Consider the following 17,555-nt stretch of genomic DNA (forward strand, 5'->3'; position numbering starts at 1 on the left):
AGTCGGAGCAGGCTTGTCCTGTGACGGCGTACCTTTTGTATAATGGGTCCGCGAGTTCGTGTTGGCAGCGAGCTTAAGCCGTTAGGTGTAGGCGCAGCGAAAGCGAGTCTGAACAGGGCGTATAGTTGCCGGCATGAGACCCGAAACCGAGTGATCTAGCCATGGCCAGGCTGAAGGTGGGGTAACACCCACTGGAGGGCCGAACCCACGCCTGTTGAAAAAGTCGGGGATGAGCTGTGGCTAGGGGTGAAAGGCCAATCAAACTCGGAAATAGCTGGTTCTCCGCGAAATCTATTGAGGTAGATCGTTCGGTGGTCACCCTCGGAGGTAGAGCACCGGAAGGGCTAGGGGGGCCCAAAGCCTTACCAAACCCTACCGAACTCCGAATGCCGAGGAGTGCAGCCGGGCAGACAGACGGTGGGTGCTAAGGTCCATCGTCGAGAGGGAAACAGCCCAGACCACCAGCTAAGGTCCCCAAATCGTGGCTAAGTGGGAAAGCATGTGGGACGGCCAAAACAACCAGGAGGTTGGCTTAGAAGCAGCCATCCTTTAAAGAAAGCGTAATAGCTCACTGGTCTAATAGCTGTCCTGCGGCGAAAATGTAACGGGGCTCAAGCCACGTACCGAAGCTGTGGATGCTCGAAAGAGCGTGGTAGCGGAGCGTTCCGTAGGCCTGTGAAGGTGGCTCGCGAGGGCTGCTGGAGGTATCGGAAGTGAGAATGCGGACATGAGTAGCGACAAGGAGAGTGAGAAACTCTCCCGCCGAAAGTCCAAGGGTTCCTGCGCAAGGTTAATCCGCGCAGGGTGAGCCGGCCCCTAAGGCGAGGGCGACAGCCGTAGCCGATGGGAACCAGGTGAATATTCCTGGGCCCGCCAGAAGTGACGGTCCTGAAGTTCTGTTCGGTCTTATTGGATTGATCGGGCAGTTGGATGGATCCGGGAAACAGCTCTGGCATTGGACCGTACCCGAAACCGACACAGGTGGACTGGTAGAGCATACCAAGGCGCTTGAGAGAACCATGTCGAAGGAACTAGGCAAATTGCTCGCGTAACTTCGGGATAAGCGAGACCCTGTCCTGGGCAACCAGGGCGGGGTGGCACAGAGCAGGGGGTGGCGACTGTTTAGTAAAAACACAGGGCTCTGCGAAGTCGAGAGACGACGTATAGGGTCTGACGCCTGCCCGGTGCCGGAAGGTCAAGGGGAGGAGTGCAAGCTCCGAACCGAAGCCCCGGTAAACGGCGGCCGTAACTATAACGGTCCTAAGGTAGCGAAATTCCTTGTCGGGTAAGTTCCGACCTGCACGAATGGCGTAACGACCTCCCCACTGTCTCCGGCATGGGCTCAGCGAAATTGAATTCCCCGTGAAGATGCGGGGTACCCGCGGTTAGACGGAAAGACCCTATGAACCTTTACTGCAACTTCGCAGTGGCGCCAGGAAGGGACTGTGTAGGATAGGTGGGAGGCTTTGAAACCGGGGCGCCAGCTTCGGTGGAGCCAACCTTGAAATACCACCCTGTGCCTTTTTGGCGTCTAACCGAGCCTGGTGATCCCGGGCCGGGACCCTGCGTGGTGGGCAGTTTGACTGGGGCGGTCGCCTCCCAAATGGTAACGGAGGCGCGCGATGGTGGGCTCAGGCCGGTCGGACATCGGCTGTTGAGTGCAAAGGCATAAGCCCGCCTGACTGCGAGCGTGACAGCGCGAGCAGAGACGAAAGTCGGCCTTAGTGATCCGGTGGTTCCTCGTGGACGGGCCATCGCTCAACGGATAAAAGGTACTCTAGGGATAACAGGCTGATCTCCCCCAAGAGTCCACATCGACGGGGAGGTTTGGCACCTCGATGTCGGCTCATCGCATCCCGGGGCTGGAGCAGGTCCCAAGGGTTCGGCTGTTCGCCGATTAAAGCGGTACGTGAGCTGGGTTTAGAACGTCGTGAGACAGTTCGGTCCCTATCTGCCGTGGGTGTCGGAGACTTGAGAGGATCTGTCCCTAGTACGAGAGGACCGGGATGGACGCACCTCTGGTGCACCAGTTGTCACGCCAGTGGCACAGCTGGGTAGCCAAGTGCGGACGGGATAACCGCTGAAGGCATCTAAGCGGGAAACCCACCTCAAAACCAGGTCTCCCCGAGGGCCGTGATAGACCATCACGTCGATAGGTCGCAGGTGTACGCATGGCAACATGCTCAGCCAAGCGATCCTAATCGCCCGATAGGCTCACTCCACACACCACACCGTCTCCCCACAAGGAGACAACGCACGCAGCACCAAGCCTCGCACCACACCCCCACCCCATCCAGCCAACCATCCGCCACCTGAACCACATCCCTCACACGAGGGCGGTTCGGTGGCCTGGTGCCCATCGCGGCGTTGACACACCCGATCCCATCCCGAACTCGGCCGTGAAACACGCCAGCGCCCATGGTACTGCCGCTCAAGCGGCGGGAGAGTCGGTCAGCGCCAGGCCACCCAACCGATCACCACCACACACGCGGGGTGGAGCAGCCCGGTAGCTCGTCAGGCTCATAACCTGAAGGTCACAGGTTCAAATCCTGTCCCCGCATCCCTCTTGATTCGCACACACAAAGCCTCGGCCACCTCGCCGGGGCTTTTGGCGTTTCAAACAGCCTTTCCCATCGCCGCAGCGGTTCGGGCATGCGCCCGCTCAGTTGATACAGACGGCATACCCTCCCGCCCGTATCGCCTGCAGGGTTGGCGTGGCGGCGGCGCGCCAAAACAAAGGCGTGCCAGCGACCGCGCCGCCTTCTCAAACAACTGAGAAGCGGCGGCCGCTGGTATGGGATCATCGCCGCGCCGTCAGCAATCCGGGCCGAATCGAACGGCCCGATGGGGACAGCTCCACCCGCCCCCATATGGCGCTCCGCAGGCCGCGCCCGTAAATGAAGGCGATGCGAGAGACGCCACGCGATGTCTGACGAGGAGTGGGAAGTCCCGGAGGCCTTCCAGCCCGAACCCTCCGAATACGCCTTCCCGCTGGAGGAGCGTCTGGCGAGCGTGCTCGCCCTCAAATCCCTGGTGCCGCCGGATGCGAGTTCCGCCGCCACGCTCGGCGTGGAGCGCGAGGGCTCAGGCGTGTGGATCGAGTCCTCGGGGCTCGTGCTCACCATCGGCTATCTGATCATGGAAGCCGAGACGGTGTGGCTCACCGCCCAGGATGGGCGGGTGGTGGAGGCCACGCCCATCGGCGTGGATTTCGAGAGCGGCTTCGGGCTGCTGCAGGCGCTGGGGCGCATGCCCGGCCTGCCCGTGGCCCCGCTGGGCGATTCGGATTCGCTGACCTTCGGCGCCGGCTGCGTGCTCGCGGCCGCGGGCGGGCGCAGCCATGCGCTGGCCTGCACGGTGGCCGCCCGCCAGCCCTTCGCGGGCTATTGGGAATATCTGCTGGAGAACGCGATCTTCACCGCCCCGGCGCACCCGCATTGGGGCGGGGCAGGGCTCTTCGGGCCGGATGGGCGGCTCTGCGGCATCGGCAGCCTGATCCTCCAGCAGGGGCAGCGCGGCGGCAAGCGGCTCGACCTCAACATGGTGGTCCCGATCGCGGAACTGCTTCCGGTGCTGGAGACCCTGCGCCGCACCGGCGGCTCGGGCAGGCCGCCGCGCCCCTGGCTCGGCCTCTACGCCACCGAGGAGGAGGAGGCGGTGGGCGTGGGCTCCCTGGCCAAGGGCGGGCCGGCCGAGCGCGCGGGGCTGCGGCCGCGCGACCGCATCCTGGCCGTGGACGGCCGGGCGGTGACCGATCTGGCCTCGCTCTGGCAGGCGGTGCGCGCAGCCGGGCCCGCGGGGGCGGAACTGCGCCTCACCGTCGCGCGCGGCGACCGGCAGATGGAACTGCGCGTCACCAGCGCCGACCGAAGGCGGCATCTGCGAACGCCCCGGCTGCATTGAGCGGCGGGCCCTGGCCTCCGCCATCAATGCGCCAGAATGCTCCCGTTTCCCTCGCGCCAGCACGGCCCTCGCGGGGCCCCAGAAAAGGAGAATCGCCATGACCCCCACCCGGTTGCGCCCGCTGGTTCTGGCCGGCGGCCTGCTGCTCGGCCTCGGCGCCTGCACCAACCCCTACAGCCCGGGCCAGCGCGCGGCGGGCGGGGCGCTGATCGGCGCGGGCGGCGGGGCGGCGCTGGGCGCGCTGGCCGGGGGCGGCGAGGGCGCGGCCGTGGGCGCGATCGCGGGCGGGCTCGCCGGCGCGGCCATCGGCGCGGCCACCACGCCGAGCCCGCCGCCGCGCCATTACCGCCGCCCCCCGCCGCGCCGTCATCATCATCACCACCACCGCCACTGGTGAGGCGGCGCGCTTCCTTGACAGGTGGGTGCCCCTGGGCTTGATCCGCGCCACCCCCTGGCGGACGGATCATGGCGAAGAGCGCACCCTCGATGGCGAAGAAGAAGTCGGGCGGCTGGCTCGAGAGCGTCAAGACCATCCTCTACGCCGCCCTCATCGCCATCGGCATCCGCACCGTGGCCTTCGAGCCCTTCAACATCCCCTCGGGCTCGATGATCCCCACCCTCCTGGTGGGGGACTACCTCTTCGTCTCGAAGTATTCCTACGGCTATTCGCGCCACTCCATGCCCTTCAGCCCGAACCTGTTCTCGGGCCGGATCTGGGCCGCCATGCCCGAGCGCGGCGATGTGGCGGTGTTCAAGCTGCCGCGCGACACGGGGCAGGACTACATCAAGCGCATCATCGGCCTGCCCGGGGACCGCATCCAGGTGATCCGCGGCGTGCTGCACGTGAACGGCGAGCCCGCCCGGCGCGAGCCGCTGGGGCCCTATGTTGCCGAGGGCGACGGGCCGCGCATGACCGTGCAGATGTACCGGGAGTTCCTGCCCGGCGGGCGGGCGCACCTGATCGTCGAGCAGTCGGACGACGGGCCGCTCGACAACACGCCCGAGTTCGTGGTGCCGCCCGGCCATGTCTTCGCCATGGGCGACAACCGCGACAACAGCCTCGATTCCCGCGTCCCCGGGGCGGTGGGCGTGATCCCGGTCGAGAACCTGGTCGGCCGGGCGGAGTTCATCTTCTTCTCCGTGGATGGCAGCGCCCGCATCTGGGAGGTCTGGGCCTGGCCCTTCGCCATCCGCTGGTCGCGCCTGTTCAGCGCGGTCAGATGAGCGCGGACGCCCTCGAGGAACGTCTCGGCCACCGCTTCACCGACCGCGCGCTGCTGGAGCGCGCCCTGACGCACCGCTCGGCCGCCGGCAAGGGCATCGAATCCAACGAGCGGCTGGAGTTCCTGGGCGACCGGGTGCTCGGCCTCGTCATCGCCGAATGGATCCTCGAGCGCTTTCCGAAGGAGCGCGAGGGCGATCTGGGCAAGCGGCTCGCCCGCCTCTGCTCGCAGGAGGCCATCGCGCCCATCGCCGAGGCGATGGGCATCGCCGCGGCGCTGCGCGTGCCGCCCTCGGAGGCGCGCGGCGGCGTGCGCGAGCGCGCCACCGTGCTCTCCGACGCGCTGGAGGCGGTGCTGGGCGCGCTCTACCTCGATGCGGGGCTCGATGCGGCGCGCCGCGTGATCCGTCGCGAATGGGAGGCGGCTGTGGAAGGCCAGCGCCGCCCGCCCAGCAGCGCCAAGAACCGGCTGCAGGAATGGACGCTGGGGCGCGGGCTCGGCCTGCCGGAATACCGCCATCTCGGCGCCGAGGGCCCGGCCCATGCGCCGCGCTTCGTCGTGCTGGTGCGCGCGGCGGGGCGCGAGGCGCGCGGCAGCGGCGAGACCAAGCGCGCCGCCGAGGCGGCCGCCGCCGAGGCCTGGCTCGCGGAGGCCGAACGGTGAGCGGCGCCGCGCACACCCCCGCCCCCGGCGGCGGCGAGAGGCGCTGCGGCTTCGTCGCCGTGCTCGGCGCGCCCAATGCGGGCAAATCCACGCTGGTGAACGCGCTGGCGGGGGCCAAGGTCAGCATCGTCTCGCCGAAACCCCAGACCACGCGCTTCCGCATCCGCGCCGTGCTCGTCGAGGGCCCGGCGCAGATCGTGCTGGTGGACACGCCGGGCATCTTCGCGCCCCGCCGGCGGCTCGACCGCGCCATGGTCGGCGCCGCCTGGGGCGGGGCGAAGGACGCCGACTTCGCGCTCCTGGTGGTGGACGCGAGGACCGGGCTGACCGAGGCGGTGCGCGCCATCATCGCCCGCCTCGCGGGGCAGCGCCGCCCCGTCTGGCTGGTGCTGAACAAGGTGGACCTGATCCCGCGCGAACGGCTGCTGCCGCTGGCGGCGGAGTGCAACGCCCTGCTGCCCTTCGCCGAGACCTTCATGGTCAGCGCCCAGAAGGCGCAGGGGCTGGAGCGGCTGCGCGCCAGGCTCGCCGAGGCCGTGCCGCCCGGCCCCTGGATGTTCCCCGAGGACGAGCTGTCGGATCTGCCCAACCGCATGCTGGCCGCGGAGATCGTGCGCGAGCAGATCCTCCGCCAGACGCATGAGGAGGTGCCGCACCACGCCACGGTGGAGACGGAGCAGTGGACCGAGCGCGCCGACGGCAGCGCGCGGGTGGACTGCACCATCTATGTCGCGCGGCCCTCGCAGAAGGCCATCCTGATCGGCGATGGCGGCGCGCGCATCCGCGAGATCGGCCGCCGCGCGCGGGCCGAGCTCTCGCAATTGCTGGAGCGGCCCATCCATCTCTTCCTCAACGTCAAGGACCGTCCGGGCTGGGACGAGGAGACGGGCCGGCTGCGCGCGCTCGGCCTCGACGAGGAGGAGGGCTGAGGCGCCATGGCCGTGGAATGGGCGGCGCCGGCGGTGGTGCTCGCGGCCCGGCCGCATGGCGAGGGCGGGGCGGTCGTGACGGTGCTGACCGAGGCGCTGGGCCGCCACGCCGGCCTCGTGAAGGGCGGGGCGAGCCGCGCGCAGGCCGGGCTCTGGCAGCCCGGCAACCTGATCGAGGCGCGCTGGGTGGCGCGGCTGCCCGAGCAGCTCGGCAGCCTCTCGGGCGAGATGGTGCATCCGGCCGCGGCGCTGGCCATGGAGGATGGGCTGGCGCTCGCCACGCTCAGCGCCGCCTGCGCCGTGGCGGAGGGCGCGCTGCCCGAGCGCGAGGCGCACCCCGCCTGTTTCCACGGCCTCGTCGCCGTCATCGCCGCCCTGGCCCGCGGGCCGGAGGCGGCCCTGCCGCTGCTCGTGCGCTGGGAGCTCTCGCTGCTGGCAGAACTCGGCTACGGGCTCGATCTCGACCGCTGCGCCGCGAGCGGGGCGACGGAGGGGCTCGTCTGGGTCTCCCCCCGCTCGGGCCGGGCGGTCAGCGCGCAGGCGGGCGCGCCCTATGCGGCGCGGCTGCTGCCCCTGCCCGGCTTCCTGCGCGATCCGGAACAGCCCGGGGATGCGCCGGAATGGCTTGCGGGACTCCGCCTGACCGGGTTCTTCCTGGCGCGCGACGCCTTCGGCCTCCAGCACCGCCCGCTGCCCGCGGCGCGCGAGGCGCTGGAGGCGCGGCTCGCGGATCGAATCGGAAGGACGGCTGATGCCTGACGACATCGTGCCAGCGGATGGCGGCGCGATCCGCCCCACGCGGCTCTCGGAGGCGCTGTCCGAGCGCTACCTCGCCTACGCCATGAGCACCATCATGGCGCGCTCCCTGCCCGATGTGCGCGACGGGCTGAAGCCGGTGCACCGCCGCCTGCTCTGGGCGATGCACCAGTTGAAGCTCGACCCCGCGAGCGGCTTCAAGAAATGCGCGCGCGTGGTGGGCGACGTGATCGGCAAATACCACCCGCATGGCGATGCGGCCGTCTATGAGGCGCTGGTGCGGCTCGCGCAGGATTTCGCCGCGCGCTACCCGCTGGTCGAGGGCCAGGGGAATTTCGGCAACATCGACGGCGACAACGCCGCGGCCATGCGCTACACCGAGGCGCGGCTGACCGAGGTGGCGCAGGCGCTGCTCGCGCAGATCGACGAGGACACCGTCGATTTCCGCCTTACCTATGACGGCGAGGACCGCGAGCCGGTGGTGCTGCCGGCCGCCTTCCCCAACCTGCTGGCGAACGGCGCGAGCGGCATCGCGGTGGGCATGGCCACCTCCATCCCGCCGCACAACGCGGGCGAGCTCTGCGCCGCCGCGCTGCACCTGATCGCGCACCCCGAGGCGACGACGGCCGAGCTTCTGGCGCATATGCCCGGCCCCGACTTCCCCACCGGCGGCGTGCTGGTCGAGGGGCGCGAAAGCCTGATCGAGGCCTATGAGACGGGCCGCGGCGGCTTCCGCCTGCGCGCGAAATGGGAGGTGGAGCGCCAGAAGGGCGGCGGCTGGCAGATCGTCGTCACCGAGATCCCCTACCAGGTCGCGAAGTCACGCCTGATCGAGCAGATCGCGCTGCTGCTGGAGGAGAAGAAGCTGCCGCTGCTCGGCGATGTGCGCGACGAGAGCACCGAGCGGGTGCGCATCGTGCTCGAGCCGCGCAGCCGCACCGTCGAGCCGGCCGTGCTGATGGAGACGCTGTTCCGCGCCACCCAGCTCGAAAGCCGCTTCCCGCTCAACATGAACGTGCTGGACGCGAGCCGCACGCCGCGCGTGATGTCGCTGCGCGAGGTGCTGCGCGCCTGGCTCGATCATCGCCACGAGGTGCTCAAGCGCCGCAGCGCGCACCGGCTGGCCGCCATCGCGCGGCGGCTGGAGGTGCTGGAGGGCTACCTCATCGTCTATCTCAACCTCGACGAGGTGATCCGCATCATCCGCACCGAGGAGGAGCCCAGACCGAAGCTGATGGCCGCCTTCTCGCTCAGCGAGGTGCAGGCGGAGGCGATTCTCAACATGCGGCTGCGCGCCCTGCGCCGCCTCGAGGAGATGGAAATCCGCCGCGAGCACGAGAAGCTGCTCAAGGAGCAGAAGGGCCTCGCCGCGCTGATGGGCAGCGAGGCGAAGCGCTGGGCCGCCATCGGCCGGGAGATCGAGGAGACTCGGCGGAAGTTCGGCGAGGGCGCGCTGGGCGCGCGCCGCACCGCGGTGGCCGAGGCGCTGCCCGCCCTGGCGGTGGACGAGAGCGCCTTCATCGAGCGCGAGCCGCTGACGGTGGTGCTCTCGCAGAAGGGCTGGATCCGCGCGCTGAAGGGCCATCTGCCCGAGGATGCGGAGCTGCGCTTCAAGGAGGGCGACGGGCCGGCCTTCCGGCTGCACGCGCAGAGCACCGACCGGCTCGTGCTCTTCGCCAGCAACGGGCGCGCCTATACGCTGAAGGCCGATGCGCTGCCGCGCGGCCGCGGCGACGGCCAGCCCGTGCGGCTGCTGGTGGATCTGCCCAACGAGGAGGAGCCCATCGCGCTTTTCGTGCCGGTCGAGGGCAGGAAGCTGCTTCTCGCCGCCAGCGACGGCAAGGGTTTCCTCGTGGAGACGGCGGAGCTTCTGGCGGAGAAGCGCACCGGCAAGCAGGTGATGACGCTCGAAGGCGGGGCGCGCGCCGTGCTGTGCAGGCCCGCCGAGGGCGACCATGTCGCGGTGATCGGCGAGAACCGCAAGCTGCTCGTCTTTCCGCTCGAGCAGCTTCCGGTGCTGGCGCGCGGGCGCGGCGTGCAGTTGCAGTCCTACAAGGATGGCGGGCTGTCGGACGCCAAGGTCTTCACCCTGGCGGAGGGCCTCTCCTGGCGCCTGGGCGACCGGCTGCGGGTGGAGCATGATCTCAAGCCATGGCAAGGGCATCGCGCGGGCGCCGGCAGGCTGCCGCCCAATGGCTTCCCGCGCGGCAACAGCTTCGGGGAGTGACCATGCGCCTCGGCATCATGCTTGCGCTGCTGCTGGCCGCCTCTCCGGCGCTGGCGCAGCGCGCGCCCGGCCCGCATGACGGCATCTATGACGGGGTGATGTTCCAGGAATGCCGCGGCGGCGGCCGGGTGCGGCAGGACCGCACCTCGGCCGAGGTGCGCGGCGGCGAGATCGTCATCGCCGGGCTGCCGGGGGATGCGCCCATCACCGGCCGGATCGGCGCGAACGGGGCGGTGACGCTGCCGCCCGTCGGGCTGTTCCAGGCCGGGCAAGGGCAGATCTTCATCGGCGCGAACAACGCCCGGCGTTTCACCGGCAGCCATCCGGGGCGCGGAACCTGCAGCCTGGGCTACGATCTGCGGCGCAGCGGGCCCCTGCCGCGCGGCCGCTGATACGGCCGGCATGACATGCCGGCCGTATCGCGCGCAGGGTTGGCGTGGCGGCTGCGCGCCAAGACAAAGGCATACCAGCGGCCGCCCCGGCTCCTCAGGAGTCGAAATCAGCGGCCGCTGGTATGACACGGCCGGCATGACATGCCGCCCGCCTCAGCCCAGCGCCTCCCGCGCGGCGGTGGCGAGCGCGTCCGCCCTTTCGTTCATCGGGTCGCCCGCATGGCCGCGCACCCAGCGCCACTCGATCTCGTGCGGCCTGGCGGCGGCGAGCAGCCTCTGCCACAGTTCGAAGTTCTTCACCGGCTCGCGCGCCGCGTTGCGCCAGTTGTTGCGCACCCAGCCCGTGATCCAGCGCTCCATCCCGTTGCGGAGATATTCGCTGTCCGTGTGCAGGATCACGCGGCAGGGGCGCTTCAGCGCCTCCAGCGCCGCGATGGCGGCGGTGAGTTCCATGCGGTTGTTGGTCGTCTCCGCCTCGGCGCCGGAGAGTTCGCGCTCCACCTTCCCGTAGCGCAGGATGGCGGCCCAGCCGCCCGGGCCCGGGTTGGGCTTGCAGCCGCCATCGGTCCAGATTTCGACCAGGGTCTCGCCCCCCGGCGCCTGCCGCGTCTCAGCCACCGATGGCCCCCGCATGCGTGGCGTGGCGGAAGAAGCGCAGCTTGTGCAGGTATTCCAGCGGGTCCTTGCGCGTGACCATCGCCCCGGGTGGCGTGTTCACCCAGTCGTAGAGGCGGGTGAGCAGGAAGCGCATGGCCGCCCCGCGGCAGAGCACGGGCAGGGCCTGCCATTCGGCGGGCGCGATCTCGCGCCGCCCGCCATAGGCGCGCAGGATGGCGCGCGCCTTGGTGACGTTGAAGCTGTGGTCGGGCTCGAAGCACCAGGCGTTCAGCACCACCGCGATGTCGTAGGCGTAGAGGTCCGTGCAGGCGAAGTAGAAGTCGATCAGGCCAGAGACGCGCGGCCGCCGCCCGTCATCCTCCAGGAAGAACACGTTGTCGGGGAACAGGTCGGCATGGATGTGGCCGACGGGCAGGCGGCCCGGCTCAGGCCACTGGGCGAGGATCTCGGCCAGCGCCGCGTCGAGCTCCGCGATCAGCCCGGGCTGCACGGATTCGCCGTCGCCGCGGCAGCGGTCGAGCAGCGGGCCCCAGGAATCGGGGCCGAGCGCATTGCGCCGCACCGGCGCATAGCCCTCCCCGGCGCGATGGAGCTGCGCCAGCGCCTCGCCGAGAGGCGCGCAATGCGAGGGGCGCACGCGCCGCGGCCAGAAGCCGGGCAGGAAGGTGCAGATGGCCGCCGGCCGCCCCTCCAGCACGCGCAGCGCCGCCCCGTCCCGCCCCGGCACGGGCTGCGGGCAGGAGAGCCCCCGCGCCGCGAGGTGCTGCATCAGGCCGAGGAACCAGGGCAGCTCCGCGGGGTCCACGCGCTTCTCGTAGAGGGTGAGGATGAAGTCGCCCTGGGTGGTCTTGAGCGCGTAGTTGCTGTTCTCCACCCCCTCGGCGATGCCGCGATAGGCCAGCAGCTCGCCGATGGCGTATTGCGCGAGGAACGCGCGCAGCGCCTCGTCGGAGACCTCGGTATAGACGGCCACGGATCAGGCGGCGGGGGTGGCGGCCAGGGCGGCGGGGAGCTTGAAGATCACCTTCTCCTCGGCGACGACGATCTCCTCGATGTCGAGATCGAAGCGCTCGCGCAGCCGGGCCAGAACCTCCTCCACCAGCAGTTCGGGCGCGCTGGCGCCGGCGGTGACGCCCACGCTGGCGTAGCCGTTGACCAGGTCGAGGTCGAGCTCGCGCCCGCGCTGGACCATCACGGCCTTCTCGCAGCCCGAGCGGCTCGCCACCTCGACGAGGCGCAGGGAGTTGGAGGAGTTCGGCGCGCCCACCACGATCATCATCTGCACGCGCGGCGCGATCTCCTTCACCGCGGCCTGGCGGTTGGTGGTGGCGTAGCAGATGTCCTCCTTCGCCGGGGCCGAGATCTCGGGGAAGCGGTGGCGCAGGATGTTCACGATCTCGGCCGTGTCGTCCACCGAGAGCGTGGTCTGGGTGATGAAGGAGAGGGCCTTGCCCGCGGGCGCGGCCACGCTGCGCGCCTGGTCCTCGTCCTCGACCAGGGTGATGGCGCCGGCGGGAAGCTGGCCCATGGTGCCGATCACCTCCGGGTGGCCGGCATGGCCGATGAGGAAGATGTGCCGGTCGCGCGCGAAATGATGCTCCGCCTCGCGGTGCACCTTGCTGACCAGGGGGCAGGTGGCGTCGAGGAAGAACATCCTCCGGCGCTCGGCCTCGGCGGGGATGGACTTGGGCACGCCATGGGCGCTGAACACGACGGGCTGGCCGTCGTCGGGGATTTCGTCGAGCTCCTCGACGAAGACGGCGCCGAGCTTCTCGAGGCTTTCCACCACGAAGCGGTTGTGCACGATCTCGTGCCGGACATAGACGGGCGCGCCGTAGCGTTTCAGCGCCTCCTCGACGATCTTGATCGCGCGGTCCACGCCGGCGCAGAAGCCGCGCGGGCCGGCGAGGAGAACCTTGAGGGTGGGCTTTTCGGCCATTCGCGTGAGCATCCCAGCACTGGTGCGGCGGGAGACTACCGCTTCGGCCGGATCGGTGCCAGAGACGCCGCGACGGCTCGGTTCCGGAGAGGGAGGTGCGGCATGCGGCTCGGGGTGATTCTGGCGGCGGGGCTGGTGCTGGCGGGCTGCGGCTCGGGGCGCATCGAGGATCTGCTCATCGCCTGCCCCGAACTCAGCCTCCCCGCCGACACGGCGGACCTGACGCGCTACCGCCCCGACGGCCCGCCCGATCTCTCGGCGATGGTGATGGACGCGCGCATCACGGCCATCGAGGGCTCCTGCGTGCGCGGGCGGCGCGACCGCAGCGTGGTGGCGCGCATCGCGCCCCGCTTCCAGGTGGAGCGCGGCCCCGCCGCGCAGGGGCGGGCGGTGGAGCTGCCCTGGTACCTCGCGGTGGTGGAGGAGGGGACGGAGCGGATCGCCTCGCGCGCCACCTTCCGCATCCCCGCCGCCTTCCCGGCCAACACGCCGCGCCTGACCATCACCTCCGCGCCCATCGAGATCGAGTTCCCGGTGGCCGAGGGGCGGCGCGTGCAGGATTACCGCATCATGGTCGGCTTCCTGCTGAACGAGGAGGAGCTGGCGCTCAACCGCCGGCGCGGGGCGCGGTGAGAGGCTTGACTCGCCGGGCCGGCCGCCGCTAAACGCCGCGCTCCCGGGCGGCGCTGGCGTGCCGCCCGCGGTCGTTCGCGGGCCTGCATCGTCAGGGCCGCGGGCACCGGAATGTTCCAGTGATGCGGGCCCGTCCACGCCACGCGGCGGCCCAAAGGGTTTCTCGGTCAAAGGCGCGTGTGATGACCTTCGCAGTGATCCGCACCGGCGGAAAGCAATACCGGGTGACGCCGAACGCGGTGCTCGCCGTCGAAAAGCTCGAGGCCGAGCCCGGGGCGACCGTCACCTTCCACGAGGTGCTGGCGCTGGGCGGCGAGGCCGGGCTGCAGCTCGGCGCCCCCACCGTGCCGGGTGCCACGGTGACGGCCACCGTGCTGGAGCAGAAGAAGGGCGAGAAGGTGCTGATCCTGAAGAAGCGCCGCCGCCAGAACAGCCGCCGCAAGCGGGGCCACCGCCAGCAGCTGACGGTGCTGCGCATCTCCGCCATCGCGGCCTGAAGGAGACACTCTCATGGCGCACAAGAAGGCCGGCGGCTCCTCGCGCAACGGCCGCGACTCTCCCGGGCAGCGGCTCGGCGTGAAGAAGTTCGGCGGCGAGCACGTGCTCGCGGGCAACATCCTGGTCCGCCAGCGCGGCACCAAGATGAAGCCGGGCCGCCACGTCGGGCTCGGGCGTGACCACACGCTGTTCGCCCTCGTCGAGGGGCATGTGAAGTTCGAGCGCAAGGCCGAGGGCCGGGTGCACGTCTCCGTCGTGCCCCTCCCGCAGGCGGCGGAGTGATCCGCACGCGCTGAGCGTGTTTCGGGCGGGGGCCTCGCGGCCCCCGTTTTCGTTTCCGGCCCCGCCCCACGCCCCCCCCCCCCGGCCGAGCCGGGGGGGGCTTAGGGGGGGGCCAAGCCCCCCCTTGCCGCGATGCAGCTAGGGTTGGCGTCGCGGCTACCTGCATCGCGGCACAGACAATGAAATTCCTCGACGAAGCCAAGGTCTATGTCCGCTCCGGCGATGGCGGCGATGGCGTCGTCGCCTTCCGGCGCGAGAAGTTCATCGAGTTCGGCGGGCCCGATGGCGGCAATGGCGGCCGCGGCGGCGATGTCTGGGCCGAGGCGGTGGAGGGGCTGAACACCCTCATCGACTACCGCTACACGCAGCATTTCCGGGCGCGGAAGGGCGGCAACGGCGCGGGCAGCGACCGCACCGGCGCCAAGGCCCCGGACGTGGTGCTGAAGGTGCCCGTCGGCACCCAGATCCTCGACGAGGACAAGGAGAGCCTGATCGCGGACCTCGACGCGCCGGGCAAGCGCGTCCTGATCTGCAAGGGCGGCGACGGGGGCTTCGGCAACGCGCACTACAAGTCGAGCACGAATCGGGCACCGCGCCGGGCCGACAAGGGCTGGCCGGGCGAGGAACGCTGGATCTGGCTGCGCCTCAAGCTCATGGCCGATGCCGGGCTGGTAGGGCTGCCCAATGCCGGGAAATCCACCTTCCTCGCCGCCGTCTCGGCCGCGCGGCCGAAGATCGCGGACTACCCCTTCACCACCCTGCATCCGCAGCTCGGCGTCGTGCGGCTGAACGCGACCGAGGAGTTCGTGCTGGCGGACATCCCCGGCCTGATCGAGGGCGCCTCGGAGGGGGCGGGGCTGGGCACGCGCTTCCTCGGCCACATCGAGCGCTGCCGGGTGCTGCTGCACCTGGTGGATGGCAGCCAGGCCGACCCGGGGGCGGCCTATCGCCTGATCCGCCGCGAACTCGCCGAATACGGCGCGGGGCTCGAGGAGAAGCCCGAGGTGGTGGTGCTGAACAAGACGGACGCGATGACGCCCCAGGCCATCGCCAGCCGGCGCAAGGCGCTGGAGCGCGCCTGCGGCGGCCCCGTGATGCTCGCCTCCGGCGCCACGGGCGCGGGCGTGCCCGAGGTGCTGCGCCGCCTGATGGACGTGATCCGAAAAGCGCGCTGAAGCAGGCGCAGGCTTGGTTGCCGTGCAGCAAGGCCTGTGTTAAGGCGCGCGCGCCGCAAGGGGAGGGCCCTTCCGGCGCTTCAGGAACAGGACCGGACCCGCCCGTGGCCGCCGAGACCATTTCCCCAGACGCGCCCCCAGCAGACGTGACGGCGGGGGGCGGCGTGGCCGAGCGCTACGCGCTGGCCCTGCTCGCGCTCGCCGACGACAAGCGCCAGGCCGATCCCGGCGCGCTGGACCGCATCGCCGCCGACCTCGACGCGCTCTTCGCGCTCTACCGGGGCGATCCCGCCTTCCGCGCCTTCGTGGCCGATCCGCGCCTCTCCGCCGCGGACCAGAAGCGCGCGCTGTTCGCGCTGCTGGAGAAGGCGGGTGCGGGCGTGGAGATCCGCAATTTCGTCGGCGTGCTGATCGCCAACCGGCGCCTTTCGGCGCTGCCCGCGATCGCCGCCGCCTTCGGCGCGAAGCTCGCCGCGCGGCGCGGCCAGCAGGTCGCGCATGTGACGACCGCCTTCCCGCTTTCCGACACGCAGCGCGCGCAGATCACGGCGCGGCTGACGGAGGCCGGATTCTCCGGCGTGAAGCTCTCCGAGACGGTGGACCGCGCGATCCTCGGCGGGCTGATCGTGCGGATCGGCTCGCGCCTCTACGACAACTCGATCAAGTCCAAGCTGCAGCGCCTGCAGTACGCCATGAAGGGGGCCGCCTGAGATGGACATCCGTCCGGCTGAGATTTCCGAGATCCTGAAGCAGCAGATCGCGAGCTTCGACGCCGAGGCGAACGTCGCCGAGGTGGGCACGGTGCTGACGGTGGGCGACGGCGTCGCGCGCGTCTATGGCCTGCAGAACGTCATGGCGGGCGAGCTGGTGGACTTCCCGGCCTCCGGCGTGAAGGGCATGGCGCTCAACCTCGAGAGCGACAATGTCGGCGTCGTGATCTTCGGCGACGACAAGTCGGTGAAGGAGGGCGACACGGTCAGCCGCACGGGCTCGATCGTGGACGTGCCGGTGGGCAAGGGGCTGCTCGGCCGCGTGGTGGACGGGCTCGGCAACCCGATCGACGGCAAGGGCCCGCTGACCGACGTGACGCGCCGCCGCGCCGAGCTGAAGGCGCCCGGCATCATCCCGCGCAAGTCGGTGCATGAGCCGATGCAGACGGGCATCAAGGCGATCGACGCTCTGATCCCGATCGGCCGCGGCCAGCGCGAACTGATCATCGGCGACCGTCAGACCGGCAAGACCGCCGTGATCGTGGACACGATCATCAACCAGAAGGGCGTGAACGCCACCGGCGACGAGAAGCAGAAGCTCTACTGCATCTACGTGGCGGTCGGGCAGAAGCGTTCGACGGTGGCGCAGCTCGTCAAGCAGCTCGAGGAGAACGGCGCGCTCGAGTATTCGATCATCGTCGCCGCCACGGCCTCCGACCCGGCGCCCATGCAGTTCCTCGCGCCCTACACTGGCTGCGCGATGGGCGAGTTCTTCCGCGACAACGGCATGCACGCGGTGATCTTCTACGACGACCTCTCCAAGCAGGCCGTCGCCTACCGCCAGATGTCGCTGCTGCTGCGCCGCCCGCCCGGCCGCGAGGCCTATCCGGGCGACGTGTTCTACCTGCACTCGCGCCTGCTCGAGCGCGCGGCGAAGATGAACGACGATTTCGGCGCGGGCTCGCTCACGGCGCTGCCGGTGATCGAGACCCAGGCCGGCGACGTCTCCGCCTACATCCCGACCAACGTGATCTCGATCACGGACGGGCAGATCTTCCTGGAGACGGAGCTGTTCTACAAGGGCATCCGTCCGGCCGTGAACGTCGGCATCTCGGTGAGCCGCGTGGGCTCGGCCGCGCAGATCAAGGCGATGAAGCAGGTCGCGGGCAAGATCAAGCTCGAGCTCGCGCAGTATCGCGAGATGGCGGCCTTCGCGCAGTTCGCCTCCGACCTCGACGCCACGACGCAGGCGCTGCTGGCGCGCGGCGCGCGGCTGACGGAGCTGCTGAAGCAGCCGCAGTTCAAGCCTGTGCCGGTGGAGGAGCAGGTGGTGGCGATCTTCGCCGGCACGCGCGGCTACCTCGACAAGCTTCCCGTGACGAAGGTCGGCGATTACGAGAGCCGCATGCTCTCCGAGATGAAGGCCACCGCGCCCGAGATCCTGAACGCGATCCGCGCCGACCGCGAGATCAAGAAGGAGACCGAGGCGAAGCTGGTGGCCTTCCTCGACGCCTTCGGGAAGTCCTTCGCCTGAGCGCCGGCGCGGCGGGATGGCCCGCCGCGCCCCCTTCGCACGCATCCGGCCGCCCCGCGGCGGCAGAGGTGAG

17 protein-coding genes, 1 tRNA gene and 2 rRNA genes are annotated in these 17,555 nt (G+C 70.1%); 17 read left to right on the plus strand and 3 right to left on the minus strand.

What is annotated here, in order from left to right; all coding sequences use genetic code 11:
* The 11 genes from H596_RS0109885 to H596_RS0109935 all read left to right on the plus strand — a co-directional run.
* Positions 1-2,222 (plus strand): 23S ribosomal RNA (locus H596_RS0109885); the annotation flags it as partial.
* A gap of 126 nt (positions 2,223-2,348) precedes the next feature.
* Positions 2,349-2,463, plus strand: a 5S ribosomal RNA gene (rrf, locus tag H596_RS0109890).
* A gap of 24 nt (positions 2,464-2,487) precedes the next feature.
* Positions 2,488-2,561: transfer RNA gene (locus H596_RS0109895), tRNA-Met, on the plus strand.
* Positions 2,562-2,925: 364 nt separating this feature from the next.
* Positions 2,926-3,903: a S1C family serine protease gene (locus tag H596_RS0109900; protein ID WP_027284758.1), complete on the plus strand. Its 978-nt coding sequence runs from the start codon at positions 2,926-2,928 to the stop codon at positions 3,901-3,903.
* Between the two features lie 97 nt (positions 3,904-4,000).
* The gene (locus H596_RS20965) at positions 4,001-4,300 is read left to right on the plus strand and encodes a YMGG-like glycine zipper-containing protein (protein WP_051212754.1); all 300 of its coding nucleotides are present in this window, start codon (positions 4,001-4,003) and stop codon (positions 4,298-4,300) included.
* A 68-nt stretch (positions 4,301-4,368) separates the two neighbouring features.
* Entirely contained in the window at positions 4,369-5,127 is a 759-nt protein-coding gene (gene lepB / locus H596_RS0109910) for a signal peptidase I (RefSeq protein WP_245583982.1), read from the plus strand.
* Positions 5,124-5,789: a ribonuclease III gene (rnc, locus tag H596_RS0109915; protein ID WP_027284760.1), complete on the plus strand. Its 666-nt coding sequence runs from the start codon at positions 5,124-5,126 to the stop codon at positions 5,787-5,789. Before lepB ends, rnc begins: the two co-directional genes overlap by 4 nt.
* Positions 5,786-6,718: a GTPase Era gene (gene era, locus H596_RS20970; protein ID WP_051212756.1), complete on the plus strand. Its 933-nt coding sequence runs from the start codon at positions 5,786-5,788 to the stop codon at positions 6,716-6,718. The genes rnc and era overlap by 4 nt, the downstream gene beginning before the upstream one ends.
* 12 nt (positions 6,719-6,730) lie before the next feature.
* Positions 6,731-7,477: a DNA repair protein RecO gene (gene recO, locus H596_RS0109925; protein WP_027284761.1), complete on the plus strand. Its 747-nt coding sequence runs from the start codon at positions 6,731-6,733 to the stop codon at positions 7,475-7,477.
* Positions 7,470-9,701, plus strand: coding sequence for a DNA topoisomerase IV subunit A (parC, locus tag H596_RS0109930; RefSeq protein WP_027284762.1), 2,232 nt, complete (start codon positions 7,470-7,472; stop codon positions 9,699-9,701). Before recO ends, parC begins: the two co-directional genes overlap by 8 nt.
* Positions 9,698-10,093 carry a hypothetical protein gene (locus H596_RS0109935; RefSeq protein ID WP_027284763.1) on the plus strand — a complete coding sequence of 132 codons (396 nt, stop codon included), beginning with the start codon at positions 9,698-9,700 and terminating at the stop codon, positions 10,091-10,093. Before parC ends, H596_RS0109935 begins: the two co-directional genes overlap by 4 nt.
* Before the next feature lie 153 nt (positions 10,094-10,246).
* On the opposite strand, the gene rnhA is transcribed toward H596_RS0109935, so the two are convergent.
* From rnhA to ispH, 3 genes are read right to left on the minus strand one after another with little or no spacing between them, the layout of a single operon-like run.
* A complete protein-coding gene (gene rnhA / locus H596_RS0109940) occupies positions 10,247-10,711 on the minus strand; it encodes a ribonuclease HI (protein ID WP_037300827.1) in 465 nt (154 codons plus the stop codon).
* Positions 10,704-11,684 carry a homoserine kinase gene (locus H596_RS0109945; protein WP_027284765.1) on the minus strand — a complete coding sequence of 327 codons (981 nt, stop codon included), beginning with the start codon at positions 11,682-11,684 and terminating at the stop codon, positions 10,704-10,706. The genes rnhA and H596_RS0109945 overlap by 8 nt, the downstream gene beginning before the upstream one ends.
* Before the next feature lie 3 nt (positions 11,685-11,687).
* Positions 11,688-12,650, minus strand: a complete 963-nt coding sequence (gene ispH, locus H596_RS0109950; RefSeq protein WP_084602664.1) for a 4-hydroxy-3-methylbut-2-enyl diphosphate reductase — start codon at positions 12,648-12,650, stop codon at positions 11,688-11,690.
* 102 nt (positions 12,651-12,752) lie between these two features.
* Between ispH and H596_RS0109955 the strand changes: the two genes are divergently transcribed.
* From H596_RS0109955 to atpA, 6 genes are all read left to right on the plus strand, one after another.
* Positions 12,753-13,283, plus strand: a complete 531-nt coding sequence (locus H596_RS0109955; protein ID WP_027284767.1) for a hypothetical protein — start codon at positions 12,753-12,755, stop codon at positions 13,281-13,283.
* A 182-nt stretch (positions 13,284-13,465) separates the two neighbouring features.
* Positions 13,466-13,780 (plus strand): 50S ribosomal protein L21, encoded by a 315-nt coding sequence (gene rplU, locus H596_RS0109960; RefSeq protein ID WP_037300830.1) that lies wholly within the window; start codon positions 13,466-13,468, stop codon positions 13,778-13,780.
* Positions 13,781-13,793: 13 nt separating this feature from the next.
* Positions 13,794-14,063: a 50S ribosomal protein L27 gene (rpmA, locus tag H596_RS0109965; RefSeq protein WP_027284769.1), complete on the plus strand. Its 270-nt coding sequence runs from the start codon at positions 13,794-13,796 to the stop codon at positions 14,061-14,063.
* 179 nt (positions 14,064-14,242) lie between these two features.
* Complete coding sequence (gene obgE / locus H596_RS0109970) at positions 14,243-15,238, plus strand: GTPase ObgE (RefSeq protein ID WP_027284770.1); 996 nt, start codon at positions 14,243-14,245, stop codon at positions 15,236-15,238.
* Positions 15,239-15,342: 104 nt separating this feature from the next.
* Complete coding sequence (gene atpH, locus H596_RS0109975; RefSeq protein WP_027284771.1) at positions 15,343-15,948, plus strand: ATP synthase F1 subunit delta; 606 nt, start codon at positions 15,343-15,345, stop codon at positions 15,946-15,948.
* A gap of 1 nt (position 15,949) precedes the next feature.
* Positions 15,950-17,482, plus strand: coding sequence for a F0F1 ATP synthase subunit alpha (gene atpA / locus H596_RS0109980; RefSeq protein ID WP_027284772.1), 1,533 nt, complete (start codon positions 15,950-15,952; stop codon positions 17,480-17,482).
* Positions 17,483-17,555 lie beyond the last annotated feature (73 nt).

The organism is Rubritepida flocculans DSM 14296 (genome assembly GCF_000425365.1).
GTDB classification, from domain to species: domain Bacteria; phylum Pseudomonadota; class Alphaproteobacteria; order Acetobacterales; family Acetobacteraceae; genus Roseococcus; species Roseococcus flocculans.

What these genes read in the sequence shown, in the direction of transcription:
- H596_RS0109955 (WP_027284767.1), top strand. Translation starts at nt 12,753, where the DNA reads ATGCGGCTCGGGGTGATTCTGGCGGCGGGGCTGGTGCTGGCGGGCTGC.
- obgE (WP_027284770.1), top strand. Translation starts at nt 14,243, where the DNA reads ATGAAATTCCTCGACGAAGCCAAGGTCTATGTCCGCTCCGGCGATGGC.
- lepB (WP_245583982.1), top strand. Translation starts at nt 4,369, where the DNA reads ATGGCGAAGAGCGCACCCTCGATGGCGAAGAAGAAGTCGGGCGGCTGG.
- ispH (WP_084602664.1), bottom strand. Translation starts at nt 12,650, where the DNA reads ATGGCCGAAAAGCCCACCCTCAAGGTTCTCCTCGCCGGCCCGCGCGGC.
- H596_RS0109900 (WP_027284758.1), top strand. Translation starts at nt 2,926, where the DNA reads ATGTCTGACGAGGAGTGGGAAGTCCCGGAGGCCTTCCAGCCCGAACCC.
- H596_RS20965 (WP_051212754.1), top strand. Translation starts at nt 4,001, where the DNA reads ATGACCCCCACCCGGTTGCGCCCGCTGGTTCTGGCCGGCGGCCTGCTG.
- parC (WP_027284762.1), top strand. Translation starts at nt 7,470, where the DNA reads ATGCCTGACGACATCGTGCCAGCGGATGGCGGCGCGATCCGCCCCACG.
- atpA (WP_027284772.1), top strand. Translation starts at nt 15,950, where the DNA reads ATGGACATCCGTCCGGCTGAGATTTCCGAGATCCTGAAGCAGCAGATC.
- rplU (WP_037300830.1), top strand. Translation starts at nt 13,466, where the DNA reads ATGACCTTCGCAGTGATCCGCACCGGCGGAAAGCAATACCGGGTGACG.
- rnc (WP_027284760.1), top strand. Translation starts at nt 5,124, where the DNA reads ATGAGCGCGGACGCCCTCGAGGAACGTCTCGGCCACCGCTTCACCGAC.
- rpmA (WP_027284769.1), top strand. Translation starts at nt 13,794, where the DNA reads ATGGCGCACAAGAAGGCCGGCGGCTCCTCGCGCAACGGCCGCGACTCT.